This window comes from Amaricoccus sp. W119, from assembly GCF_047275745.1.
GTDB lineage: Bacteria > Pseudomonadota > Alphaproteobacteria > Rhodobacterales > Rhodobacteraceae > Amaricoccus.
This window is the reverse complement of record NZ_JBKQWU010000014.1, coordinates 24528-48031: the sequence shown is the minus strand read 5'-3', so window position 1 is coordinate 48031 and position 23504 is coordinate 24528. Positions and strand designations below refer to the sequence as shown.

The following is a 23504-nucleotide window of genomic DNA, read 5'->3' as shown; positions in this document are numbered from 1 at the left end:
TAGGAGGGCGCCATGACAGAGACCGAGTCCGAAACCCGGCCCGCCGTCCGGCTGCGCCCCAATGCGAACGCGCAGGCGATCCGCTTCGGCGCGCCCTGGGCCTATGTCGACCAGCTGGTGATGGACCGCCGGACCCGGGCGATCCCGGCGGGTACGGTCGTGGAGCTTCAGGACGCGGAACGTCGGCCGCTCGGCGCCGCGGCCTTCAACGCCAATTCGAAGATCGCCGCGCGCATGCTCGACCGCGATCCGGCGGCCCAGGTCGGCGAGGAGTGGTTCGCCGACCGCCTCTCCCGCGCGCTCGCGCTCCGCGAGACGCTGTTCGATGCGCCGTTCTACCGGCTCATCCATGCCGAGGCCGACGGGATGCCCGGCGTCATCGTGGACCGGTTCGACGCGGCGGCGGTGGTCCAGCCGAACGCCGCCTGGGCCGAGGCGCGTCTTCCGGAGCTCGTGGCGGCGCTCAGGGCGGTCACCGGGGTGGCGACGGTCATCAAGAACGGTTCTGGCCGCGCGAGGGTGCTGGAGGGGCTCCCGGAGGCCTCCGAGCTGCTCTCGGGCGGCATCGAGGGGCCGGTTCCGGTGCGGATGAACGGCGCGACCTATCTCGCCGACCTGCGCGGCGGGCAGAAGACCGGGCTCTTCTACGACCAGCGGCCAAATCACGCCTTCGCGGCGCGGCTCGGCCGCGGGCGAACGGTGCTCGATGTCTTCTCGCATGTCGGCGGCTTCGCTCTCGCGGCGCTGGCGGGCGGCGCGGACCACGCGCTGGCGGTGGACAGTTCCGCCCCGGCGCTCGACCTCGCGCGACGCGGCGCGGAGGCGACCGGGGTCGCGGGCGCCTTCGAGGCGCGCAAGGGCGATGCGTTCGAGACGATGGCCGCGCTCGCCGACGAGGGGCGGCGCTTCGGCCTCGTCATCTGCGACCCGCCCGCCTTCGCCCCGAACAAGCAGGCGCTCGAGGCCGGGCTGCGCGCCTATGAGCGGGCGGCGCGGCTCGCCGCCGGTCTGGTCGAGCCCGGCGGCTTTCTCGTGCTCTGCTCCTGCAGCCACGCCGCCGATCTCGCGCGGTTCCGCGAGGCGAGTCTGCGCGGTGTCGGACGGGCGGAGCGGGGGGCGCAGCTTCTGGCGACGGGCGGGGCCGGGCCGGATCACCCGGCGCATCCGTATCTCGCAGAAAGCGTCTATCTCAAGGCGCTGTTCCTGCGCCTCGACGGATGAGCGCCGGCCCCCGGGTCCTCATCGACGCGAATGTGCTCTTCCCGACGATCCTGCGCGAGATCGTCATCGGAACCGCCGCGACCGGCGCCTTCACCCCGCTCTGGTCGGCGCGCATCCTCGAGGAATGGGCGCGCGCGACCCGCCGGGTCGGGCCGGGCGCGGAGGAGATCGCCCGGGCCGAGATCGCCCTCCTGCGTGCCGACTGGCCGAAGGCGGAGGTCGAGGCGCCGGAGGACCTGACGCGGACGATCATCCTGCCCGATCCCGACGACGCCCATGTTCTCGCCGCGGCGGTCGCGGGCGGGGCCGGGACGCTGCTCACGTCGAACCGCGCCGATTTCCCGAACCGGCTCCTGGCGCGGTACCATGTGATCCCGCGCGACCCGGACGGGTTCCTGAGCGAGCTCGACACCGAGAACACCGGCGTCGGAGCGGTCGCCGAGACTGTGCGCGCCCGGACGGAGGCGATCTCGGGCCATCCGGTCGCGCTCCGCCCGCTGCTCCGCCGGGCCGGCCTGCCGCGTCTCGCGAAGCGGCTCGGCTGAGAACGCCCCGGTGGGCGCGGCGCCGGAGGCCGCTCACTCGGAGGCGACGATCGCGCCGAGATCCACCGTCGATCTCTCGCCGAGGCTCGGGCGGAACTCTTCGAGAAAGCGGTCCGTCGCGGCATAGCCGGCGTCGCGCAATTGCAGGAGCAGGGCGCGGTTCGGCGTCATCTTCGAGATGAGGCCGAGCTGGTTCATGAGCGCGTCGTCATGGATCGAATGGACGTGATTGCGCTTCATCGCGCCCTCGACGATCGTTCCGGCGTCGAGCATCCGGTTCACGAAATGGATCGCGCGCAGCTCCCTGAGCAGCGAGGCGTTGAAGCTGATCTCGTTGATCCGGCTCTCGATCTCGGAGGCCGTGACCGGCAGTTCCTCGCGGTGGAGCGGGTTGATGTGGACGATGATGATGTCCGGCGTCTGTGTCCGGTAGAAGAGCGGGTAGAGCGCCGGGTTACCGACATAGCCGCCGTCCCAGTAGGCTTCCCGCCGGCCCGTCCCCGGATCGTCGATCTCGATCGCCTGATAGAGCGTCGGCAGGCAGGCGGAGGCGAGGATCGCATCCGTCGTCACTTCCCGGCCCTCGAAGATGCGTGACTTGCCGCTCCGGACATTGGTCGCATTGATGAAGAGCTTCGGCCCCTCGCTCGAATCCATCGTGCGCTCGTCGAGAAGCGTCTCCACCGTCTCGCGGAGCGGATGGTAGTTCGTCGGGTTGAACTGATAGGGGGAGAAGACCCGGGTCAGCGCGCTGCCCGCGACCACGGCGGGATTGTACTGCATCGCCCGGGCGGTGATCGCGGGCGCCGGCGAGAAGAGCCGAAGCCATTCCATCACCGCGTCCGACCCCGCCCCGTCGAGGCCGGTGAGCGAGAGCCAGAAATCGGCGATCGTCTCCCGCGCGCCCTCGCGCCCGCCCTTGACCCAGCCGTGCTTCAGCGCGGCGGCGTTCATCGCCCCGGCGGATGTCGCCGTCACGCCCTCGATCTCGATCTCCTCTTCCTCGAGAATCCGGTCGAGTGCGCCCCAGGTGAAGGCGCCATGCGCGCCGCCGCCCTGCAGGGCGAGGTTCACTGTTCGTCGGGTCAAGTGCTGTTCTCCATTCGCGCGAAGAGTTCATGTGGTTTCGCCGAATCCGGCGAGGACGAGGCCCATTCTATTCCGGGATCGCGCCGAGACGAGCGACGGGTGATAAACTTAACCGGCGCGCCAGTCTTCGCGCGAGGGGTGAGTCGTTTTTCCTGTACTGGCGGCGGTGCCCGTTCGCAGCCGCCGATTGCCGAGTTAACACGGTTCTTTAGCACGACCATTCACGGATATGCACGCGGAGGTTGTGTAACTTCGCGTACTTTGGCAAGATTGCGCGAAAGCGGCGGTGGGGGCGAAAAAAAACGCCCTCCGAAGGAGGGCGTTAAGTCGTTGAGGCAGGTTTCATACAGGCAAGAAACCTATCGAGCAGTGAAACCCTTATACAAAATCAAACACCTACCGCCAAGCCAAAAATCTTCGTGCCAGCCTCGTGAGCCATGCAATAAGGTCATGCCGGACCCCACTATCGACGGAATGTGACCGAAATGACACGCAAGCACCGGATGGCGCGACTGGCTGTCCTCGCGCTGGCGCTCCTGCCCCTGGCTGGGCTCGCAGCCCCCCGCCACGGCATATCTATGTATGGCGAGCCTGCCCTCCCACCGGATTTTGTGAGCCTCCCCTATGCCAACCCAGGGGCGCCGAAGGGGGGCACGATCGTTTTCGGGGAGGTCGGAGGCTTTGACTCGCTAAATCCGTACATTTTGAAGGGTCGGGCCCCCTATGCGCTTCAGGCGCATGTGTTCGAGACACTTATGGCGCGAAACTGGGATGAACCCTTCGCGCTTTACGGCCTGATCGCCGAATCAATCGACGTACCGGAAGATCGCTCTTCCGTGGAGTTCACACTTCGCGCGAACGCGCGTTTCTCCGATGGCAGCCCGATTACACCGGAGGACGTGATCTGGTCAATGGAGACGCTGGCCGAGGAGGGCCTGCCAAGGTACTCGAATTCGTGGGCGAAGGTGGAACGGATCGAGAAGGTCGGCGCGCGCGGCATCCGCTTCGTCTTCAACACGCCCGACGCCGAGCTGCCCCTGCTGATCGGCTTGCGGCCGATCCTGAGCAAGGCTGACTGGGAAGGGCTGGATTTCGCCCAGTCGAGCCTGCGTGTGCCGGTCGGATCGGGGCCCTACGAGATCGGAGCTTTCGAGCCGGGGCGCTTCATCACTCTCGAGCGGAACCCGGATTATTGGGGCGCCGACTTGCCTTACAACCGGGGTCTCAACAATTTTGACAGGATCAGGATCGACTACTACGTCGATGGCGGCGTGCTGTTCCAGGCCTTCGCCGCCGGGGAGGTTTCGGTCTATCGCGAGCTCAACCCCGCCCGCTGGCGCGCGGAGTACAATTTCGCGGCGGTGAGCGCGGGCGAGATCATCAAATCCGAGATCCCGCATGGACGGCCCTCCGGCATGGAGGGATTCGTCTTCAACACCCGTCGGCCGATTTTTGCCGATCGGCGGGTGCGGGACGCGCTGCTCCACGCCTTCAACTACGAATTCATCAGCCAGACGGTGAACGGCGGGCCGATGCCGCGGCGCACGAGCTATTTCGCCAATTCGGAGCTTGGCATGGGGCAGGGGCCGGCGGAAGGCAGGACGCGGGATCTGCTGGCGCCCTTCGCGGCGGATCTCGCGCCGGACGCGCTCGACGCCTATGCGCTGCCGATCTCCGATGGCTCGGCGCGGAACCGGCGCAACATGCGGGTGGCGGCGTCGGAACTGAAAGCCGCCGGCTGGACCGTGCGGGACGGGGTGCTCGTGAACGCCGAGGGGGCGCCGTTCCGATTCGAGATCCTGCTGTCCGGCGCGCAGAGCGAAGTCGCCGCCGGGCTCTTCCGCGATTCGCTGCGCCAGCTTGGCATCGACGCGCGGATCACGCTCATCGACCAGGCGCAGTACAACGAGCGCAAGAACGACTACGACTACGACATGATCGTCAATACCTGGAACATGACGCTCAGCCCCGGCAACGAGCAGATGCTCTATTGGGGCCGCGCCGGGGTGACGACGCCGGGGACGCGCAACTACCCGGGGATCGACAGCCCGGCGGCGGAGGCGATGATCGCGGCGATGCTCGCGACCCGCGATCCCGGCGAATTCACCGCCGCCGTCCAGGCGCTCGATCGCGTGCTCACCACCGGGCGCTACGTGATCCCCTTCTGGTTCGCGGACAGAAGCTTCGTCGCCCACGACGCGGCGCTTCATTATCCCGAACGCCTGCCGGTCTACGGCGACTGGATCGGCTGGTTGCCCGAGGTCTGGTGGCGGGACTGATATCCGGCGCCTGGCTTCGCGGATTTCCCGTTATCCCGACGAGGAGGGGGCGTCAGCTGGAACGTGTATCGATGACTGGCGCTCTCTCGGGGCGGGTGCTAGCTTCCGCGACCGATCGGGGCGGATAACGGAGAGAGCGCGTTGAATCACGAACGGGCGCTGAAGGTCTACGACGAGCGGTTTTCCTACAGGGGGCGGGGGCTCGACGCGCTCGAGAAGCGGGTCGGCGCGGTCGACCGGAAGATCGAGCGCATCCTTTCCAGGAAGAAGCGCGCGTCGATCCTCGAGATCGGATGCGGATTCGGCTCGGTTCTGCTCGAGATCGCCCAGAAGCATGGTGACCGGGTGGCATTGTACGGTGTCAACCGGCGACCGGTGGACGGCACGCCGGACATGCTGGTCCTCAACGCCCGGAAGGCCGGAATTCCGGTGGAATGCGCCGAGGGCATCACCATCCGGTTCGCGGACGCGGCCGTCAGGCTGCCGTTCAAGGACCGCAAGTTCGATCTCGTCGTGTCCCAGGCCAGCTGGCTTTTCATCACCGACAAGCTGAACGCGCTTCGGGAGGTCAGCAGGGTCCTCAGGCCGGGCGGCGTCGGGCGGATCCAGTTCATGTCGAATCCGCGTCAAAACGAAGCCTTCGGCAAGGATCTGATAGAGATCCGGGATAGGGGCGTCGCGGTCGATCCGGTCGAGTTTCTCGGGCGGTCGAGCGGAATGACGGTCGAGAAGCATGGGCGGCACCGCGTTGCCATCCTCAAGGGCGCGCTCGCCTTTCCGGAGCCGCTCCGGCTGGCCGAGGTCGTGCGGCTCAGAGACCACGGGGACGGGTTCGTGGGCGTGCAGTCGATCTACGAGATCGACCACGACTCGGCGGCGGGGCGCTCCTGAACGCGGAACGCGCGTCGGATTGGCCCCGTGATTCATCCGGTGATTCCATCCCGTGATTCCATCTTGGCAGATCGTCGGAATTCGCGTATCCGCGTCGGCGGGCGCGTCCCCGGACCAGGGTGAGCGGGGCGGGCTCAGGAATATCACCCTGACCGACGGAGCTGGCCTGATGAGCCATACGTCCGAGGCGACTCTCGTCGCCCCCCAGAAACCTGCCACCAAACCCGCGCGTCCGGAGTTCTCCTCCGGCCCCTGTCCGAAACGTCCGGGCTGGACCGCCGAGGGCGTCGCGAAACTCGCCTTCCTCGGCCGCTCGCACCGCGCCGCGGGTCCGAAGGCGCAGCTCAAGGATGCGATCGACCGCACCGCCGCCCTGCTCGGCGTGCCCGCCGATTACAGGGTCGGCATCGTTCCCGCCTCCGACACCGGCGCCTTCGAGATGGCGATGTGGTCGATGCTTGGCGCGCGGCCGGTGGACATGCTGGTCTGGGAAAGCTTCGGTCAGGGCTGGGCGACGGATGCGACCAAGCAGCTGAGGCTCGACGATTGCCGCGTGATCACCGCCGGCTACGGCGAACTGCCCGATCTCGCGCAGGTCCGGAAGGACGCGGACATCTGTTTCACCTGGAACGGCACCACCTCGGGCGCGCGCGTCCCGAACGCGGACTGGATCGCGGCCGACCGCGAGGGGCTGACTTTCTGCGACGCGACCTCCGCCGCCTTCGCGCAGGATCTCGACTGGACCAGGCTCGATGTCGTCACCTTCTCCTGGCAGAAGGCGATGGGCGGCGAGGGCGCGCATGGCATCCTGATCCTGAGCCCCCGCGCGGTCGAGCGGCTGGTGAGCTTCACGCCGGATCGGCCGTTGCCGAAGATTTTCCGCATGACCAAGGGCGGCAAGCTGATCGAGGGCATCTTCAAGGGCGAGACGATCAACACGCCCTCGATGCTCTGCGTCGCCGATTGCGTCGACGCGCTCGGCTGGATGGAAGGGCTCGGCGGTCTCGATGCGACGCGGGCGCGCGCGGACGCGAACGCCGCCGCGCTCCAGGCCTGGGTCGACCGGACCGGCTGGGTGGAGAATCTCGTCGCCGAGCCGGCGGCGCGGTCGAACACCTCCGTCTGTCTCAGGATCACCGATCCGGTGGTCGCCGCGCTCGATGACGCGGGCCAGCGGGATTTCGTGAAGAAGCTCACGAAGCTTCTCGAAACCGAGGAAGCGGCCTACGACATCGGTGGATACCGCGACGCGCCGGCGGGTCTCCGGATCTGGTGCGGCACCACGGTCGATACCTCCGACATCGAGGCGCTGACGCCCTGGCTCGACTGGGCCTTCGCCGAGCTACGCGCGAAGCTCTGAACATTTCCGGGGATCTCCAGGGGGATCTCCGCCCATCCTCACACATGCAGCATGGGCCGCGAGGCTCACAGGCAGGATTAAAAACCATGCCCAAGGTACTTATTTCAGACGCTCTTTCGGATGCCGCCGTTCAGATCTTCAAGGACGCCGGCGTCGAGGTCGACTTCCAGCCGAAGCTCGGCAAGGACCCGGAGAAACTCGCCGAGATCATCGGGAACTACGACGGTCTCGCGATCCGCTCCGCGACCAAGGTGACCGCCGATCTGATCGCGAAGGCGACGAACCTGAAGGTCATCGGCCGCGCCGGCATCGGCGTCGACAATGTCGATATCCCGGCGGCCTCGGCCAAGGGGATCGTGGTGATGAACACGCCCTTCGGCAATTCGATAACCACCGCCGAGCACGCGATCGCGATGATGTTCGCCGTCGCCCGCCAGATCCCCGCCGCCGACGCCTCGACCCGCGCCGGCAAGTGGGAGAAGTCGAAGTTCATGGGCGTCGAGATCACCGGCAAGACGCTCGGGCTCATCGGCGCCGGCAACATCGGCTCGGTCGTCGCCGCGCGCGCGATCGGGCTCCGGATGAAGGTCATCGCCTATGATCCGTTCCTGTCGGCGGAGCGCGCCCAGTCGCTCGGGATCGAGCGGATCGAGGATGTCGAGGACCTGCTCGCCCGCGCCGATTTCGTGACGCTGCATGTGCCGAAGACCGACAAGACCGCGAACATCATCTCCGCCGAGCGGGTCGGGAAGATGAAGAAGGGCGCGCGGCTCATCAACTGCGCCCGCGGCGGCCTCGTCGACGAGGCGGCGGTCGCGGAGGCGCTGAAATCGGGCCATCTGGCGGGCGCGGCCTTCGACGTCTTCTCGGTCGAGCCGGCGGTGGAGAACCCGCTCTTCGACGCGCCGAACGTGGTCTGCACGCCGCATCTCGGCGCCTCGACCAGCGAGGCGCAGGAGAATGTCGCGCTTCAGGTGGCCGAGCAGATGTCGGACTATCTGATGAACGGCGCGGTCTCGAACGCGCTGAACGCGCCCTCGGTCACCGCCGAGGAAGCGCCGGTGCTGAAGCCCTGGGTCACGCTCGCCGAGACGCTCGGGAGCTTCGCGGGGCAGGTGACCGAGGACCCGATCGAGGAGATCGAGATCGAATACGTGGGCGAGGTCGGCGATCTGAACCTCAAGCCCCTGACCGCGGCGCTCTCGGCCGGGCTCCTGCGGCCGCTGGTGGGCGAGGGCGGCGTCAACATGGTCTCCGCGCCCTTCGTGGCGCGCGAGCGCGGCATCCACGTCACCGAGAGCCGCAAGGATTCGCAGGGCGCCTTCGGCTCCTACATCCGGCTCATCGTGACCACCGAGACGATGACGCGCTCGGTCGCCGGCACGATCTATTCCGACGGCAAGCCGAGGTTCATCCAGATCAAGGGGATCAACCTCGAGGCCGAGCCGATGCGCCACATGCTCTACACCACCAACACCGACGAGCCGGGCTATATCGGCGCGCTCGGGACCAAGCTCGGTGCGCTCGGGGTCAATATCGCGACCTTCGCGCTCGGCCGGGCCGAGAAGAGCGGCGAGGCGCTGGCGCTGATCGGCGTCGACGAGGGGATCGCCGAGGAGGCGCTCACCGAGATCGCCTCGCTGCCGCAGATCCGTCACGCCAAGGCGCTGGCATTCTGACCGGCGGGCGCGCCCGTGACGGTGCGCGCGAAAACGCTGGCGCGAGGCTGGAATCCGCAAGCCTCGCGCCTTCCCCGTCGCCGGCCGATGAGGGACGCGCCGAGAGCCATCCAAGCCGGTGCCGCCCCGGCTCGCCGGCACCGGCCGCCCGCCGGGGAGGTTCACGCCGAAGACCGCGACCAGCACCGCGCCCAGCTCGCAGGTCGGTGCGACCCTGGCCGCGAAACAGCGGCGCCCGGAACCGCCAGATGCCGATCGGGGATTACTCCGCGTTTCATCCTTGGTTCGCCGAAGGTGATTTAGCGGTTCCGGGCCGCGTGTCCCGTCGGTATAACGCCCGCGGCTTCCGTTCGGAGAAAGGATCTCGTGCATGGCCAATGTCGCGGTAGTCGGCGCCCAGTGGGGCGACGAGGGCAAGGGCAAGATCGTCGACTGGCTCAGCGAGCGGGCCGATGTGATCGCCCGGTTCCAGGGCGGCCATAACGCGGGCCATACGCTCGTCATCGACGGCAAGGTCTTCAAGCTCTCGCTGCTGCCCTCCGGTATCGTGCGGCCGGGCAAGCTCTCGGTCATCGGCAACGGGGTCGTGCTCGACCCCTGGGCGCTGCTCGCGGAAGTCGAGAAGCTGACCGGGCAGGGGGTGGAGATCACCGGCAAGTCGCTCTTGATCGCCGAGAACACGCCGCTCATCCTGCCGCTGCACCAGGATCTCGACCGGATCCGCGAGGAAGCGGCGGGGGCGGCGAAGATCGGCACAACGGGGCGCGGCATCGGCCCCGCTTATGAGGACAAGGTCGGGCGCCGTGCGATCCGGGTCGCGGATCTCGGCGACGAGGCGACGCTCGACATGCGGCTCGACCGGCTGCTCGCGCATCACGACGCGCTCCGCGCCGGGCTCGGCGCCGAGCCGGTGGATCGCGACGCGTTGCGCGCGCAACTGCTCGATGTCGCGCCGAAGGTGCTCGCCTATGCCTCGCCGGTCTGGCGCGTGCTCGACACGATGCGCCGCCGGGGCAAACGCATTCTCTTCGAAGGGGCACAGGGCTCGCTGCTCGACATCGATTTCGGGACTTATCCCTATGTCACCTCGTCGAACACGGTGGCGGGCGCGGCGGCGGCGGGAACTGGCATGGGGCCGGGCGCGGTCGATTTCGTGCTTGGCATCGTCAAGGCCTATACGACCCGCGTCGGCGAGGGGCCGTTCCCGGCCGAGCTCAACGACGCCGATGGCCAGCGGCTGGGCGAGCGCGGGCATGAATTCGGCACCGTCACCGGGCGCAAGCGGCGCTGCGGCTGGTTCGATTCGGTGCTGGTGCGCCAGACCTGCGTGACGAGCGGGGTGAAGGGCATCGCGCTCACCAAGCTCGACGTGCTCGACGGGTTCGAGACCTTGAAAATCTGCGTCGCCTATGAACTCGACGGCAAGCGCATCGACCATCTGCCGATGGCGGCGGCGCAGCAGTCCCGGGTGACGCCGATCTTCGAGGAGATGGAGGGCTGGTCCGAGACCACGGCGGGCGCGCGCTCCTGGGCGGATCTCCCGGCGCAGGCGATCAAATACGTCCGCCGGATCGAGGAGCTGATCCGCTGCCCCGTCGCACTGCTTTCGACCAGTCCCGAGCGGGACGACACGATCCTCGTCACCGACCCCTTCGCCGGATGAGCGGGCTGAGCTACCGCGCGCGCCGGCGCTGGGCACTGGTGATCCTCCTCGTGGGTCTGCCGCTCTACATCGTCGCGGCGGTCAGCGTCATCGCGCTCTTCGACCGGCCGGGCATCCTGGTCGAATTCGTGATCTATGTGGCGCTCGGGATCGTCTGGGCGCTGCCGTTCAGGATGATCTTCACCGGGATCGGACGACCCGATCCCGAGGCGGAGCCGGGCGCCGAGCCGGGCGCGCGGGCCGACGCGCCAGCCGACGCCGCCTCCGATGCCACGGGCATCGACCGGCGCGGGTAGCGCCATTCCGACATCCTCGCGGGATGCCCCGCGGGGACGGCGCGGGAGCGTCGAGACGACGCAACGCGCGGGGAGCCGCATGACCATCGGAATCTTCACGATCCATACAGGCTACAGCGAGGGCTCGGTCCTGCAGGCGCTGGCGCTCGCGCTTCTGGTCCAGGAGGTGACGGGGCAGGCGGCGGAGATCGTCGACCACAGGCACCGCGTACAGGACGAACCCCGGTTCGGACCGCCGAGCAACGCGCGCAAGCGTGCGATCGCGGCGTTCCGCGAATCGGTGCTGCCGCTCAGTTCGTCCCGCTTCATCGACGATCCACGCGCGGCCTGGGCCTACGCGCGCGAACGCTACGACGCGGTGCTGGTCGGGAGCGAGGAAGTCTGGAAGATCGCCTATCGCCCGCGGCTCAGGGGTCTGATACGGGCGCAGGACGATCCGCATGTGCCCGCCTTTCCGAACGCCTACTGGCCGGATGCGAGCGTCGGCCACCGCTTCGCCTATGCCGCGACGGTGGGCACGAAGACCGACTGGCGCGGGATTCCGTTCTTCCGCAGGTGGCAGATCGCACGGCGGCTGAGGGGCATGTCGGCGATCGGCTACCGTGACGAGCGGACGCGCGCCTTCATCAAGGCCATCGCGCCCGACGCGGTGGCGCGGAGCCTGCGCGTGCCCGATCCGGTGCTCGGCTATGACCTGCTTCCCTTCGCGCGGGACGAGGTCCGGCCCCTGCTCGAGCGGCTCGGCGTCGATTTCGAGCGTCCCCGCGTCGCGATCCTCGCGGGACGCAATCCGAAGGTCGCGGGTCTGGTGCCGCAGCTGGCCGAGCAGGGGTTCCAGACCGTGGCTCTGTCCTTCGCGACGCCGGGGGTCGAGCTCGATCTGTCCGAGGCCGATCTTTCGCCGCTCGAATGGGCGGCGGCCTTTGGCTGTTTCGATCTGGTGGTTTCCGACCGGATGCATGCATGTCTTTTCGCGCTCCGGAATCTGACCCCGCTGATCCTGCTCGACGCGCGCAAGCCGACGATGGGCTATCCCACCAAGAACGCGGAGATCGCGGCGCGATTCGGCCTTGAGGACTTCTATTTCGCGCTCGACAAGTCGCGGACCAGTCCCGAGGGGCTGGCGCTCGCGGCGCGACGCGCCGTCGCGGGCGGCTTTCCCGCCGCCCGGGTCGCCGAGGTGCTCGCGGAGGAACGCGAGATCGCCGTCGATTTCCTGAAGGGGGTGCGCCTCGGCCACGCGAAAACGGAAAGTTAACGGAAGGTTGACTTTCTTCTACCGGTCGCACGGGGTTCCCCGGCATAGTCGTGCCGAAGCGAGGGGGCATTGGTATGATTGTATCGCATTCGCGGAAGTTCATCTTTCTGAAAACGCACAAGACCGCGGGCACTTCCCTGGAGATCGCCCTGTCGAAATACTGCGGCGCCGAGGACATCCTGACCCCGATCGCCGGGGACGAGGCCGAGCGGGTCGCATCATCCGGCGGCGGCGCGCGCAACCACCATCTGCCGCTCTCCGACTATCGCCCGGGGCATTACTACGCGCGTTTCATCCGGCGCGAGCGCCCGGCCGCTTACACCGAGCACATGCGCGCCGTCGATGCGCGGCGGAGGCTCGGCGAGAAGGTCTGGAACGAGTATTTCAAGTTCACCATCGTGCGGAATCCGTTCGACCGGATGGTGAGCCGGTATCACTGGACCATGAAGGCGCGGCCGCAGTTCCGGACGGTCTGGGGGGTGACTGACATCAATTCCTTCATGCGCTACCGCGCGGATTATGTGAACGAGAACTGGCTGACCTATACCGCCGGCGACAGGCTGCTGGTCGATGACGTGGTGCGCTACGAGCATCGGGAGCAGGATCTCGCACGCGTGAGCGAGCGTATCGGCCTCGACCACAATCTGCACGACGACATGGCGCGCATCAACGCCAAGGGCAGTTTCCGGCCGAAGACGGAAAGCCCCGAGAGCGTGATCGGACCCGAGGAGGAGGCGATCATCCGGGGGCTCTGCGCCAGGGAGATCGAGCTTTTCGGCTACGAGCCGCGTTCCTCCCAGGCCGCGGCCTGACCATCCGCGGCCCGGCCGCCGTCGGCGCGTGCCGGGCCTGACCCGGGGGGCGCTGCGCCGGCGTGACCCCGCGCCGTCTTTTCCCCGCCGCGTGGCCGCGCTATCTCTTCGCTCGCGGGTATCAACTGGGAGGTCGGCGATGTCGCGCAGCGCCTGGATTCTGGGCTTGGGTATGATCGTGGGCGCCGCCGGGCTCGCCCGGGCCGAGGAGATCGGCGAGGTGACGACGGCGATCAAGATCCTCGGCGCGAACCACAAGATCGTCGTGGAGGCATTCGACGACCCCAAGGTGGAGGGGGTGAGCTGCTTCATCAGCCGCGCCCGCACCGGCGGCATCCGGGGCTCGCTCGGCATCGCCGAGGATACGTCGGATGCCTCGATCAATTGCCAGCAGACCGGCCCGGTCCGGTTCCGCGAGGAGTTGCGCGACGGCGAGGAGGTCTTCAGCCAGCGCGCCTCGATCCTGTTCAAGCGGATACAGGTGGTCCGCTTCCGCGACGAGAGCCGGAACGCGCTGGTCTATCTCACCTATTCCGACAAGCTGATCGACGGCTCGCCGAAGAACAGCGTCTCTGCGGTCGTCATCAGGGACTGGAACTGAGCCGGGTCCTCTATCGCGCCGAGGGTCCGGTCACGCTGATCGGCGGCGGGCCGGCCCCCGCCGCCGCGCTCGCCGCCGCGCTCGGCCTCGCACCCGAGGTCTACGCGGCGGATGGCGGCGCGGATCTGGCGCTGCCCGCGGGCCATGAGCTTCGCGCGGTGATCGGCGACATCGATTCGCTCGCGGACCGGCGGGCGATCGAAGCGCGCGGCGTACCCGTCCACCGGATCGACGAGCAGGAGAGCACCGATCTGGAGAAATGCCTCTATTCGGTCGAGGCGCCGCTCTATCTCGGGGTGGGGTTTCTCGGCGGCCAGGTCGATCATGAACTCGCGGCGCTGAACGCGCTGGCGAAACATCCCGGCGAGCCCCTGATCCTGATCGGCGAGCGCGACATCTGCCTGCGCGTTCCGGAGGCGGGGATAAGCCTCACCGCGGAGGCGGGAGACCGGGTGTCGCTCTTTCCGATGGGGCCGGCACGGGGCACGCATTCCGCGGGGCTCCGCTGGCCGGTGACGGATCTCGATCTCGCGCCGGCCGGGCGGATCGGGACATCTAACGCCGCGCTCGGCGGCATGCTGGAGGCGCGGTTCACCGGAGGTCCGGTCCTTCTGATCCTGCCGGCGCGCTATCTCGGCGAAGTCGCCCGCCGGATGGCCTGACCGCTCCCCGGTCCGGCTCAGTCGTGCTTGCCGAAGGCGCGCAGGAAAGTCTCGACCGAACGCCGCGCATGGGCTTCGATCTCCTCCGGGGCCGGAGGGTCGCCGATCCGGAGCAGGCCGCGGATGAAGAGGTCCGCCTTGCAGATCCCGTAGAAGACATGGGCGGCGTAATCGGGGTCCAGCGCCACGAGTTCGCCCCGCTCGACCGCGAGTTCGAGCGCCGGGGCGAGACGGACCCGGTTCAACTCGCTGCCGGTGTCATAGAAGGTCTTGCCGATATCGGGGAAGCGCACCGTCTCGGCGACCGCGATCCGGTAGATGCTCTGGCCGAACTCGCCGAGGCTGAAGTTCAGCACGTCGCGTGCGAGGTCGAGCAGGAAATCCGCGATCGGCCGGTCGTGGTAGCAGAGTTCCGGGTGCAGTCCCGCCTGCGTCCGGCATTCCTCGGCCAGAACCGCGCTGAAGAGCGCCGCCTTGTCGGGAAAGTGCCGGTAGAGCGTGGCCTTCGAGATGCCCGCCTCGCGCGCGATCTCATCGACGCTCGCGCCTTCGTATCCGTCGCTGAGAAAGACCCGGCGCGCGCCCGCGAGCACCTGCGCGCATTTCAGCTCACCGCGCTCCGCGCGGCTCATCGTGCCACCGGAGTCGCTGTCCATCGTCGGCTCTTGTTCCATCCCCGCACCATGGAGGCTCGCGAAAACTGCTGGCGGTTCAGCGGCGGCGAACTTAGCAGCGGCCATCGGCGAAGTCCAACCGGGCGGCGCCTTCGCTGTCGGAAGCGGAGTCGTGCCGGGCCGCGCGCCGGACCTCGGCTGGCGGGCATGTCGGTGGCGGACTCCGGAGCGATCAGGTCGCGTGCGGCATGTCCGCGAAAATGCCCGCGTCTCGAAGGTTCGGGTGGCATATCGCCTTTCGGTCGCCCGACTTTGCTCCTATAACTCCCGACCATTCCAATCGCCGCGCCCGGAGTTTTCCCATGTCCCTTTCCGCCGCCGACGCCGCGAAACGCGCCGCCGCCGTCCTCGCCCTCGAAAGCGTCTCGGACGGGATGAAGCTCGGGATCGGCTCGGGATCGACGGCGAGCTGGCTCGTGCGCCTGCTCGCCGAGAAGGTCTCGGAAACCGGTATCAAGGTCACCTGCGTGCCAACCTCGGAGGCGACGGCGGCGCTCGCGCGCGAGGTTGGGCTCGCGCTCTCGACGCTGGACGAAGCGGGGCCGCTCGATCTCGCGATCGACGGAACGGATGAATTCGACCCGCGGCTCGGTCTCATCAAGGGCGGCGGGGGCGCGCATTTTCGCGAGAAGATCGTCGCGAAGGCGGCGAAACGCTTCGTGGTGATCGCCGACGAGACCAAGCGGGTCTCGCGGCTCGGCGCCTTCCCGCTCCCGGTCGAAGTCGCGGCCTTCGGGAGCCTTGCGACACGGGCCGCGATCGCGCGGGTGCTCGAAGACCTCGACCTCGGCCGCGCGGCGATCACGCGGCGCGAGCGGGATGGCGAGCCGGTGCTGACCGACGAGGGCAACCATGTGCTCGATCTCGCGCTCGGCTCGATTCCGGACGCGGCCGAACTTGCACGCCGGCTCGACGGCGTCACCGGCGTCATCGAGCACGGGCTCTTCATCGACATGGCCGATTGCGTGGCGCTCGGCCGCGCCGACGGCACCGCCGAGATCCTGCGCCGCATCGACGCCGCGCCCGACCCGCGCGAGATCGACCTGATGCGGGACGAGGACGCATGAGCGATTTCGACGTCGATCTCTTCGTGATCGGCGCGGGGTCCGCCGGCGTCAGGGCTTCCCGCGTCGCGGCGGAGCATGGCGCGCGGGTCGCGGTCGCGGAGGAATACCGTTTCGGCGGGACCTGCGTGATCCGGGGCTGCGTCCCGAAGAAGCTCATGGTCTATGCGAGCGGCTTCTCGGAGATGATCGAGGACGCGGCGGGTTACGGCTGGGACCTCGGCCCGGCCCGGTTCGACTGGCCGCGCTTCAAGGCGGCGAAGGATCGCGAGATCGCGCGGCTCGAAGGCATCTACCAGGGCGTGCTCTCCCGCGCCGAGGCCCAGGTCTTCCGGGAGCGCGCGACGGTCGTCGATCCGCATCGCGTGCGTCTCGCGAGCGGGCGCGAGATCTCGGCGGCGCATATCCTGATCGCCGTCGGCGGGGCGCCCTTCGTGCCCGACATCCCAGGCGCGGAACTCGCGGTGACCTCGAACGACATGTTCGAGCTCGAGGCGCTGCCCCGTCGCGCGATCGTGGTCGGCGGCGGCTATGTCGCCTGCGAATTCGCGGGTATCCTGAACGGACTCGGCGTCGAAGTGACCCAGCTTTACCGCGGCGAGCGCATCCTGCGCGGCTTCGACGACGATGTGCGGCTTCACGTTGAGGAGGCGATGCGCGCCCGAGGCATCGATATCTGGACCGGAACCGATCTCGCCGCGCTCGCCCGGCCCGGAAACGGTGCGATCGCGGTTACGCTCGACCGGGGCGGCGAGATCGAGACCGACCTCGTGCTCTGCGCCACCGGCCGGCGTCCGACCACCGCGGGGCTCGGCCTCGAAAGCCTCGGGGTCGGGGTGAGCAAGAAGGGGCATGTCGTCGTCGACGAATGGTCGCAGACGGCCGTGCCCTCGATCTACGCCGCGGGCGACGTGACGGGGCGGGCGGAACTGACGCCGATCGCGATCCGCGAGGGTCAGGCCTTCGCCGAGACGGTTTTCGGCGGCCTCGCCGTGAAGCCCGAACACGTGCTGATCCCGACGGCGGTCTTCACCCAGCCCGAGGTCGGCACCGTGGGGCTGACCGAGGCGGAGGCCCGCGCGCGGGCCCCGGTGGAGATCTATCGCGCGACGTTCCGGCCGATGCTGAACATTCTCGCCGGCCGGGACGAGAGGATGCTGATGAAGCTCGTGGTCGGCGAGGGCCGGAAGGTTCTCGGCTGTCATATCGTCGGCCACGGCGCGGGCGAGATGATCCAGCTCGCGGCGGTGGCGATCCGGATGGGCGCCACCAAGGAGGATTTCGACCGCACGATCGCGGTTCATCCGACGGCCGCCGAGGAACTCGTGACGATGAGGACCCCGGTGGGGGCCCCGGTGGCGAGCCCGGCGATGGCCCCCGAGAGGACCCCGGCCGCGTGAGTGCCGGGGCGGAACACGGGACACACTTGAATTCGTCGCCGGCAGCGAACAGCTGTCAGCGAGCGCACGGGAATGAGAGGAGGCGGGATGCCCTATAGCAACAACGGCGGTCCCTGGGGCGGCGGTGGCGGCAAGGACGGCGATGGCAAGGGCGGCGGACGTGGCCCCTGGGATTCCGGCGGCGGCAACGACAACCGGGGCGACAAAGGCGGAAATCGCGGCGGCCCGGGACAGGTGCCCGACATCGACGAGATCGTGCGCAAGGGGCAGGAGCAGCTGCGCATCCTGATGGGCGGCCGCGGGCAGCGCGGCTCCGGCGGAGGCGGCGGAGGCGGTGGGGGCCAGAGCACCGGCTCGCTCCTCATGGTCGGCGCTGGCCTCGCGGTGATTCTCTGGCTCTTCATGTCCTTCTACCAGGTCCGGCCCGAGGAACAGTCGGTCGAACTGACCTTCGGCCAGTGCCGGGGCGACTGCATCGGCGATCCCGGCCTCAACTTCGCACCGTGGCCGATCGTGACCCACGAGATCATCCAGGTGACGCGCGAGAACACCGAGGACATCGGCGGCAACGCCGGCCGCGGCGCGCGCGACGGGCTGATGCTGACGGGGGACGAGAACATCGTCGACATCTCCTTCGGCGTCGTCTGGAACGTTCGCGACCCGGCGCAATATCTCTTCAACCTGTCGAACCCGGCTTCGACCATCCAGGCGGTGTCGGAATCGGCGATGCGCGAGGTGATCTCGCGTTCCGAACTGTCGCCGATCCTCAACCGCGACCGCGGCATCATCGCGCAGGAGGTCCGCGAGATCATCCAGGGCACGCTCGACGAATACGGCTCCGGCGTGAACATCATCCGGCTGAACTTCGACCGCGCCGATCCGCCGGCCGAGGTGATCGACGCCTTCCGCGACGTGCAGGCGGCGCGGCAGGAGCGCTCGACGCTGCAGAACCAGGCGGATGCCTATGCGAACCGGGCGCTGGCCGGCGCGCGTGGCCAGTCGGCGCAGACGCTGCAGGAGGCCGAGGGCTACCGCGCGCAGGTGGTGAACGCCGCGACCGGTGAGGCGAGCCGCTTCACCGCCGTTCAGGCGCAATACGTGAAGGCGCCCGAGGTGACGCGCGAACGGCTCTATCTCGAAACCATGGAGCAGGTTCTCGGCGACGTGCAGATGTTCCTGATGGATACCGAACAGGCGGGCAACGGTCTCGTTCCCTATCTGCCGCTCAATGAACTCCGCCAGCCGCAGCCGCGGGAGACCCAGCAATGATGCGCGTTCCCTTCCTGATCGCGATCGTTCTCGCGCTTGTCTTCATCGCCATGAACACCTTCTTCACCGTGGACGAGCGGGAACGGGCGATGGTGCTGCAGTTCGGTCAGGTGAAGGCCGTCAAGAACGAGCCCGGGCTCGCGGTCAAGATCCCGTTCATCCAGAACGTGGCCTACTACGACTCGCGCATCCAGGGGCTCGAGACCGACCGGCTCGAAGTGACGCCGCTCGACGAGCGCCGGCTGATCGTCGACGCCTTCGCCCGCTGGCGCATCGCCGATGTGCAGCAGTTCCGGCGCGCGGTGGGCGCGGGCGGCATGACGGCGGCGACGCAGCGGCTGCAGGCGATCCTGACCGCGAATGTCCGTGAGGCGCTCGGTTCGGTCCGGTCCGAGACGGTGCTCTCGGCCGACCGCGTGGGCCTCATGAACCGTATCCGCGACGAGGCCCGCGCCGAGGCGGTGGCGCTCGGCGTCGATGTGATCGACGTGCGGCTGAAGCGCGCCGACCTGCCGGAGGAGAACCTTCAGGCGACCTTCGAGCGCATGCAGGCCGAGCGCGTGCGCGAGGCGACCGACGAGCGCGCGCGAGGCCAGGAGGCGGCGCAGCGTACCCGCGCCCAGGCCGACCGCACGGCGCTCGAGATCGTCTCCGAGGCGGATCGCGATGCGAATATCGTCCGAGGCGAGGCCGATGCCGAACGCAACCGCATCCTCGCCGAGGCCTATTCGGCGGACCAGGAGTTCTTCGCCTTCATGCGGTCGATGGATGCCTATCGCAACGCGCTGAAGGGTGAGAACACCACCGTGGTCCTCGGACCGGACGGCGAGTTCTTCAACTATCTCGACTCGCCCCGCGTCGCGCCGCTGCGCTCGACGCTGCCGCCGGAGGAGGAAGCCGATCCCGCCGCCGCGCCGCCGGACGCGGAATCGAACGCAGGCGACGCGCCGGCCGAGGCGGCGACGGCTTCGTCGGGTAACTGAGGGCAATGCTCGGATCGCCGCTGGAACTCATTCTCTGGGGGCTCGGCGTCACCGCCGTGCTCGAGGGGCTGGTCCTCGCCCTCGCACCGCGCCATCTCGGCGCGGTGCTGGAACTCCTGTCGCGCCTCGACGCCGCGCGCCGCCGCGAGCTCGGTCTGGCGGTGGTGGCACTCGGCGTCGTGCTGATGTGGCTGGCGCATGGCTGACGGGTCCCCGTGAGGCGAAACGCCACCCTGGGTGCCGGTGAGACGAAGCGCCATCTGGAGCGCGACGGCCGGGCCGCCGTGTAAACGAAGTCGCAATATTCCACCGCCAGCACCGTAACAGCCGCGTGACGGCACAAAGGCGTGACTTGCGGTCGGACCCCAATGACTTCTACTGACGCCCGAAGCAGTGCCCCGCGACAGCGGTCCGGAAGCTCGAAACGGCGATCTCGACGTTGGGGCGCGGCGCGAGAGATCGAGGAGGTAGAAAGTTGAACAGCCCGCACGATACCCAGGCCAGCATGCCTTCGACCCGTCGGCGGTTCGCCGCGGGCGGCCCGGGTAAGGCCCTCGCCTCGATCGGACTGGCCGTGATGCTGACGCTGAGCACGACCGGGGCGATGCCCGCCTTCGCGCAGGCGCCCGCGGCAGGCACGATGCCCGGAAGCTTCGCCGATCTCGCCGAGAAGCTCAGCCCCGCGGTGGTGGATATCACGACGACGACCCGCGTGCCCCAGGTCGACCGGGGGCCGCGACCGATCCTGCCCGAAGGCTCGCCCTTCGAGGAGTTCTTCCGCGATTTCATGGAGCGCAACGGCCCGGGCATGCCTTCGCCCCGTGGCCCGGAGCGCTCGACCGCGCTCGGCTCCGGCTTCATCATTTCCGAGGACGGCTACATCGTCACGAACAACCACGTGATCGACGGCGCCGACGAGATCCGGGTCGAGTTTATCGACGGCACCTCGCACGAGGCGGAGGTCGTCGGAACCGATGCCCGCACCGATGTGGCGCTCCTCAAGATCGAGAGCCCGGACCCGCTGCCCTTCGTCAGCTTCGGCGACAGCGACCGGATGCGCGTCGGTGACTGGGTGGTGGCGATCGGCAATCCGCTCGGCCAGGGCTTCTCGGTTTCCGCCGGTATCGTCTCGGCGCGCAACCGCACGCTGCAGGGTTCCTACGACGACTTCATCCAGACCGACGCCGCGATCAACCGCGGCAATTCGGGCGGTCCGCTCTTCAACACGCAGGGCGAGGTCATCGGCGTCAACACGGCGATCCTGTCGCCGAATGGCGGCTCGATCGGCATCGGCTTCGCGATGTCCTCGGCGGTGGTGAGCCAGGTGGTGGACCAGCTCAGGAACTATGGCGAGACCCGCCGCGGCTGGCTCGGCGTCCGGATCCAGAACGTCGATCCCGAGGCCGCGAACGCGCTCGGTCTCGGCGAATCGCGCGGCGCGCTCGTCACCGAAGTGCCCGAGGGTCCGGCGCGGGAGGCCGGGATGCGGCCGGGCGACGTGATCCTCAGCTTCGGCGGCGAGGAGATCGACGACACGCGCGAACTGGTCCGCGTCGTCGCCGACACCGCGGCCGGCACCGATGTCCCTGTCGTCGTCTATCGGGACGGTGGCGAGGAGACGCTCACCGTGTCCATCGGCAAGCTCGAGGACGAACCGACGCTCGCGGCCGCGCGAAGTGGCGACAGCCCGCGCGGCGAGGCGCCGATGAACGAAGGACAGGTACTCGGCATGACCGTGGCGCCCCTCAACGACGAGCTGCGTCAGCGCTACGGACTCGACGGTTCGGAGACCGGGCTGGTCGTGATCGGGATCGAGGATTCCTCGGATGCCTTCTCGAAGGGCATTCGCGAAGGCGATGTTCTCACCAAGGCCGGCCAGGACGACATCGGCAGCGTCAAGGATCTCCGCGACGAGATCGACGCCGCCGAGAGTGCCGGCCGCAACTCCATTCTGCTCCTCGTGAACCACGAGAGCGGTCCGCGCTTCATTGCCCTGAGCCTCAGCAACTGACGGATGCGTCGGTCCTGACCTTCCTCAGGCCTTGGAGATCGAAACCCAACCGAGAAGGGCCCGCCCGCGGAGACGCGGACGGGCCCACCTTCATTCCGGGAGGCGGCTTTCGGGGGGCGGCTCCGCGACCGGCCGGCCCCGCGCCCCTCAATGCGCCGGAGCACCCGCCCCGTCGCGCGGCTTCTGCACCAGCGGCACCAGGAAGACCATCGCGCCGAAGAGGACCGCGAGCACCAGGAAGACATCCGCGAAGGCCATCACCTGCGCCTGCTGCCCGACCATCGCATTGATCTGGCGCAGCGCCGCCGCGTCGGCGAGGTTGCCGAGCGCGGGCCGGAGCCCGGCGGCGATTTCCGCGAGCCGGCTCTCGGCGACCGCCGAGCCCCAGCGCACATGTTCGGCGAGCCGTGCCACATGCACATCGCTTCGGTTTTGAAGCACGGTATTGATCGCCGCGAGCCCAACCGCGCCTCCGAGGTTGCGCGTCAGATTGAAGAGCCCGCTCGCGTTCTTGATCCCGTCCATCGGCAGCGTTCCGAGCGCGAGCTGATTGATCGGGATCATGCAGAGCATCAGCGACACGCCGCGCAGCGCCTGCGGGAAGAACAGCTCGCCGAAGGCCCAGTCCGCCGTGATCGGTGTCAGTTCGAAGGACGAGAGCGCGAAACCGGTGAGACCAACGAAGATCAGCTTGCGCGGGTCGACCTTGCGCATCAGCGCGCCGACGATGGGCGCGGTCAGGAACATGAAGATGCCGGTGACGAAGACCGTCTCGCCGATCTGAAGCGCGGTATAGCCGCGTATCCAGGCGAGATAGAGCGGGTAGAGATAGGTGAGCCCGTAAAGACCGATGCCGAGCACGAAGGTGAGGATCGAGCCGACCGCGAAGTTGCGGTCCGTGAAGGCCGAGAGATCGACGATCGGCGTCTTCGCGGTCAGGGCCCGCCAGAAGAACAGGACGCCGAAGACCACCGTGACCACGGTGAAGATCACGATGCCGCGGTCCTCGAACCAGTCGTGCTTCTGTCCTTCCTCGACGACGTATTCGAGGCTGCCGAGAAAGACCGCCATGAAGAGAAGGCCGATGAAGTCGAAGCGGCGGAGCAGCCCCGGTTCCGCCTCGTCGAAATCCACCATGGTCCAGGCGATGAGCGTCGCGGCGATCCCGGGGATGACGTTGACGAGGAAAAGCCAGTGCCAGGAGAAGAGCTCGGTCAGATAGCCGCCCACGGTCGGGCCGACGGTGGGGGCGAGCGTCACGGTCAGGCCGACGAGCGCCATGACCATCGGCTGTTTCGAGCGCGGGAACACGGTATAGGCGGCGGCGAAGGCCGAGGGGATCATGCCGCCGCCGATGAAGCCCTGCAGCGCGCGGTAGAGGATCATCTGCTCGAGATTGGTCGCGGTGGCGCAGAGCACGCTCGCGATGGTGAAGCCGCCGGCGCAGATCGAGAAGAAGACGCGCGTCGAGAGCGCCCGGGCCAGAAAGCCCGAGAGCGGGATCATGATCACCTCGGCGATCAGATAGCTCGTCTGGACCCAGCTCACCTCGTCGGGCGCGGCGGAAAGCCCCGCCTGGATCTCGCTCAGCGAGGAGGAGACGATCTGGATGTCGAGGATCGCCATGAACATCCCGAAGACCAGCGCGAAGAAGGCGATGAGCTTGCGGGTCGATACCTGTTCCTCTGGTTCCGCCATGATGGGTCCTTCCGCCCGGCCGGTCTTCGCCGCGAGCGTGATTGCGCTT

At 68.2% G+C, this 23504-nt stretch carries 20 protein-coding genes and 1 pseudogene; 18 read left to right on the top strand and 3 right to left on the bottom strand.

Annotated features, from left to right (window positions below; all coding sequences use genetic code 11):
• The first annotated feature begins 12 nt into the window (after window positions 1–12).
• Together ACLJK8_RS10075 and ACLJK8_RS10070 are read left to right on the top strand one after the other, a co-directional pair.
• Complete coding sequence (locus ACLJK8_RS10075; protein ID WP_413150089.1) at window positions 13–1221, top strand: RSP_2647 family RNA methyltransferase; 1209 nt, start codon at window positions 13–15, stop codon at window positions 1219–1221.
• Complete coding sequence (locus ACLJK8_RS10070) at window positions 1218–1766, top strand: RSP_2648 family PIN domain-containing protein (protein WP_413150088.1); 549 nt, start codon at window positions 1218–1220, stop codon at window positions 1764–1766. The genes ACLJK8_RS10075 and ACLJK8_RS10070 overlap by 4 nt, the downstream gene beginning before the upstream one ends.
• Window positions 1767–1799: 33 nt before the next feature.
• On the opposite strand, the gene ACLJK8_RS10065 is transcribed toward ACLJK8_RS10070, so the two are convergent.
• Window positions 1800–2855: a patatin-like phospholipase family protein gene (locus ACLJK8_RS10065; protein WP_413150087.1), complete on the bottom strand. Its 1056-nt coding sequence runs from the start codon at window positions 2853–2855 to the stop codon at window positions 1800–1802.
• Window positions 2856–3340: 485 nt separating this feature from the next.
• Between ACLJK8_RS10065 and ACLJK8_RS10060 the strand changes: the two genes are divergently transcribed.
• The 10 genes and pseudogenes from ACLJK8_RS10060 (at window position 3341) to ACLJK8_RS10015 (ending at window position 14356) form a co-directional block, all read left to right on the top strand.
• Window positions 3341–5134, top strand: a complete 1794-nt coding sequence (locus ACLJK8_RS10060) for an extracellular solute-binding protein (RefSeq protein ID WP_413150086.1) — start codon at window positions 3341–3343, stop codon at window positions 5132–5134.
• Window positions 5135–5275: 141 nt separating this feature from the next.
• Complete coding sequence (locus ACLJK8_RS10055) at window positions 5276–6025, top strand: class I SAM-dependent methyltransferase (RefSeq protein WP_413150085.1); 750 nt, start codon at window positions 5276–5278, stop codon at window positions 6023–6025.
• Window positions 6026–6194: 169 nt separating this feature from the next.
• Complete coding sequence (locus tag ACLJK8_RS10050; protein ID WP_413150084.1) at window positions 6195–7385, top strand: phosphoserine transaminase; 1191 nt, start codon at window positions 6195–6197, stop codon at window positions 7383–7385.
• 86 nt (window positions 7386–7471) lie between these two features.
• A complete protein-coding gene (gene serA / locus ACLJK8_RS10045) occupies window positions 7472–9064 on the top strand; it encodes a phosphoglycerate dehydrogenase (RefSeq protein WP_413150083.1) in 1593 nt (530 codons plus the stop codon).
• 370 nt (window positions 9065–9434) lie between these two features.
• The gene (locus tag ACLJK8_RS10040; protein ID WP_413150082.1) at window positions 9435–10727 is read left to right on the top strand and encodes an adenylosuccinate synthase; all 1293 of its coding nucleotides are present in this window, start codon (window positions 9435–9437) and stop codon (window positions 10725–10727) included.
• A pseudogene (locus ACLJK8_RS10035) lies at window positions 10724–10945 on the top strand (DUF2842 domain-containing protein); the annotation flags it as partial. The gene ACLJK8_RS10040 and the pseudogene ACLJK8_RS10035, both read left to right, overlap by 4 nt.
• 157 nt (window positions 10946–11102) lie before the next feature.
• Window positions 11103–12281, top strand: a complete 1179-nt coding sequence (locus ACLJK8_RS10030; RefSeq protein WP_413150081.1) for a polysaccharide pyruvyl transferase family protein — start codon at window positions 11103–11105, stop codon at window positions 12279–12281.
• A gap of 74 nt (window positions 12282–12355) precedes the next feature.
• Window positions 12356–13093 carry a sulfotransferase family 2 domain-containing protein gene (locus ACLJK8_RS10025; protein ID WP_413150080.1) on the top strand — a complete coding sequence of 246 codons (738 nt, stop codon included), beginning with the start codon at window positions 12356–12358 and terminating at the stop codon, window positions 13091–13093.
• Between the two features lie 139 nt (window positions 13094–13232).
• The gene (locus tag ACLJK8_RS10020) at window positions 13233–13694 is read left to right on the top strand and encodes a CreA family protein (RefSeq protein ID WP_413150079.1); all 462 of its coding nucleotides are present in this window, start codon (window positions 13233–13235) and stop codon (window positions 13692–13694) included.
• Window positions 13685–14356: a thiamine pyrophosphokinase gene (locus ACLJK8_RS10015; RefSeq protein WP_413150140.1), complete on the top strand. Its 672-nt coding sequence runs from the start codon at window positions 13685–13687 to the stop codon at window positions 14354–14356. The genes ACLJK8_RS10020 and ACLJK8_RS10015 overlap by 10 nt, the downstream gene beginning before the upstream one ends.
• A 17-nt stretch (window positions 14357–14373) precedes the next feature.
• Here ACLJK8_RS10015 and ACLJK8_RS10010 read toward each other — a convergent pair whose 3' ends face one another.
• On the bottom strand, window positions 14374–15012 hold the full coding sequence (locus ACLJK8_RS10010) for a TetR/AcrR family transcriptional regulator (RefSeq protein WP_413150078.1): 639 nt from the start codon (window positions 15010–15012) through the stop codon (window positions 14374–14376).
• 320 nt (window positions 15013–15332) lie between these two features.
• On the opposite strand from ACLJK8_RS10010, the gene rpiA reads away from it, so the two are divergent.
• The 6 genes from rpiA (at window position 15333) to ACLJK8_RS09980 (ending at window position 21757) form a co-directional block, all read left to right on the top strand.
• Entirely contained in the window at window positions 15333–16097 is a 765-nt protein-coding gene (gene rpiA, locus ACLJK8_RS10005; protein WP_413150077.1) for a ribose-5-phosphate isomerase RpiA, read from the top strand.
• Window positions 16094–17494, top strand: coding sequence for a glutathione-disulfide reductase (gor, locus tag ACLJK8_RS10000; protein ID WP_413150076.1), 1401 nt, complete (start codon window positions 16094–16096; stop codon window positions 17492–17494). Before rpiA ends, gor begins: the two co-directional genes overlap by 4 nt.
• An 87-nt stretch (window positions 17495–17581) precedes the next feature.
• Window positions 17582–18763: an FtsH protease activity modulator HflK gene (gene hflK, locus ACLJK8_RS09995; RefSeq protein WP_413150075.1), complete on the top strand. Its 1182-nt coding sequence runs from the start codon at window positions 17582–17584 to the stop codon at window positions 18761–18763.
• On the top strand, window positions 18760–19746 hold the full coding sequence (gene hflC / locus ACLJK8_RS09990; protein WP_413150073.1) for a protease modulator HflC: 987 nt from the start codon (window positions 18760–18762) through the stop codon (window positions 19744–19746). Before hflK ends, hflC begins: the two co-directional genes overlap by 4 nt.
• Window positions 19747–19751: 5 nt before the next feature.
• The gene (locus ACLJK8_RS09985) at window positions 19752–19952 is read left to right on the top strand and encodes a DUF2065 family protein (protein WP_413150072.1); all 201 of its coding nucleotides are present in this window, start codon (window positions 19752–19754) and stop codon (window positions 19950–19952) included.
• A 299-nt stretch (window positions 19953–20251) separates the two neighbouring features.
• Window positions 20252–21757: a Do family serine endopeptidase gene (locus tag ACLJK8_RS09980; protein WP_413150139.1), complete on the top strand. Its 1506-nt coding sequence runs from the start codon at window positions 20252–20254 to the stop codon at window positions 21755–21757.
• A gap of 147 nt (window positions 21758–21904) precedes the next feature.
• Here the strand turns inward: ACLJK8_RS09980 and ACLJK8_RS09975 are convergent, their stop codons facing one another.
• Window positions 21905–23455 carry a DHA2 family efflux MFS transporter permease subunit gene (locus ACLJK8_RS09975; protein ID WP_413150070.1) on the bottom strand — a complete coding sequence of 517 codons (1551 nt, stop codon included), beginning with the start codon at window positions 23453–23455 and terminating at the stop codon, window positions 21905–21907.
• Window positions 23456–23504 lie beyond the last annotated feature (49 nt).

What these genes read in the sequence shown, in the direction of transcription:
- ACLJK8_RS10075 (WP_413150089.1), top strand. Translation starts at nt 13, where the DNA reads ATGACAGAGACCGAGTCCGAAACCCGGCCCGCCGTCCGGCTGCGCCCC.
- ACLJK8_RS10070 (WP_413150088.1), top strand. Translation starts at nt 1,218, where the DNA reads ATGAGCGCCGGCCCCCGGGTCCTCATCGACGCGAATGTGCTCTTCCCG.
- ACLJK8_RS10060 (WP_413150086.1), top strand. Translation starts at nt 3,341, where the DNA reads ATGACACGCAAGCACCGGATGGCGCGACTGGCTGTCCTCGCGCTGGCG.
- ACLJK8_RS10050 (WP_413150084.1), top strand. Translation starts at nt 6,195, where the DNA reads ATGAGCCATACGTCCGAGGCGACTCTCGTCGCCCCCCAGAAACCTGCC.
- serA (WP_413150083.1), top strand. Translation starts at nt 7,472, where the DNA reads ATGCCCAAGGTACTTATTTCAGACGCTCTTTCGGATGCCGCCGTTCAG.
- ACLJK8_RS10040 (WP_413150082.1), top strand. Translation starts at nt 9,435, where the DNA reads ATGGCCAATGTCGCGGTAGTCGGCGCCCAGTGGGGCGACGAGGGCAAG.
- ACLJK8_RS10030 (WP_413150081.1), top strand. Translation starts at nt 11,103, where the DNA reads ATGACCATCGGAATCTTCACGATCCATACAGGCTACAGCGAGGGCTCG.
- ACLJK8_RS10025 (WP_413150080.1), top strand. Translation starts at nt 12,356, where the DNA reads ATGATTGTATCGCATTCGCGGAAGTTCATCTTTCTGAAAACGCACAAG.
- ACLJK8_RS10020 (WP_413150079.1), top strand. Translation starts at nt 13,233, where the DNA reads ATGTCGCGCAGCGCCTGGATTCTGGGCTTGGGTATGATCGTGGGCGCC.
- ACLJK8_RS10010 (WP_413150078.1), bottom strand. Translation starts at nt 15,012, where the DNA reads ATGGACAGCGACTCCGGTGGCACGATGAGCCGCGCGGAGCGCGGTGAG.
- rpiA (WP_413150077.1), top strand. Translation starts at nt 15,333, where the DNA reads ATGTCCCTTTCCGCCGCCGACGCCGCGAAACGCGCCGCCGCCGTCCTC.
- gor (WP_413150076.1), top strand. Translation starts at nt 16,094, where the DNA reads ATGAGCGATTTCGACGTCGATCTCTTCGTGATCGGCGCGGGGTCCGCC.
- hflK (WP_413150075.1), top strand. Translation starts at nt 17,582, where the DNA reads ATGCCCTATAGCAACAACGGCGGTCCCTGGGGCGGCGGTGGCGGCAAG.
- hflC (WP_413150073.1), top strand. Translation starts at nt 18,760, where the DNA reads ATGATGCGCGTTCCCTTCCTGATCGCGATCGTTCTCGCGCTTGTCTTC.
- ACLJK8_RS09985 (WP_413150072.1), top strand. Translation starts at nt 19,752, where the DNA reads ATGCTCGGATCGCCGCTGGAACTCATTCTCTGGGGGCTCGGCGTCACC.
- ACLJK8_RS09980 (WP_413150139.1), top strand. Translation starts at nt 20,252, where the DNA reads ATGCCTTCGACCCGTCGGCGGTTCGCCGCGGGCGGCCCGGGTAAGGCC.
- ACLJK8_RS09975 (WP_413150070.1), bottom strand. Translation starts at nt 23,455, where the DNA reads ATGGCGGAACCAGAGGAACAGGTATCGACCCGCAAGCTCATCGCCTTC.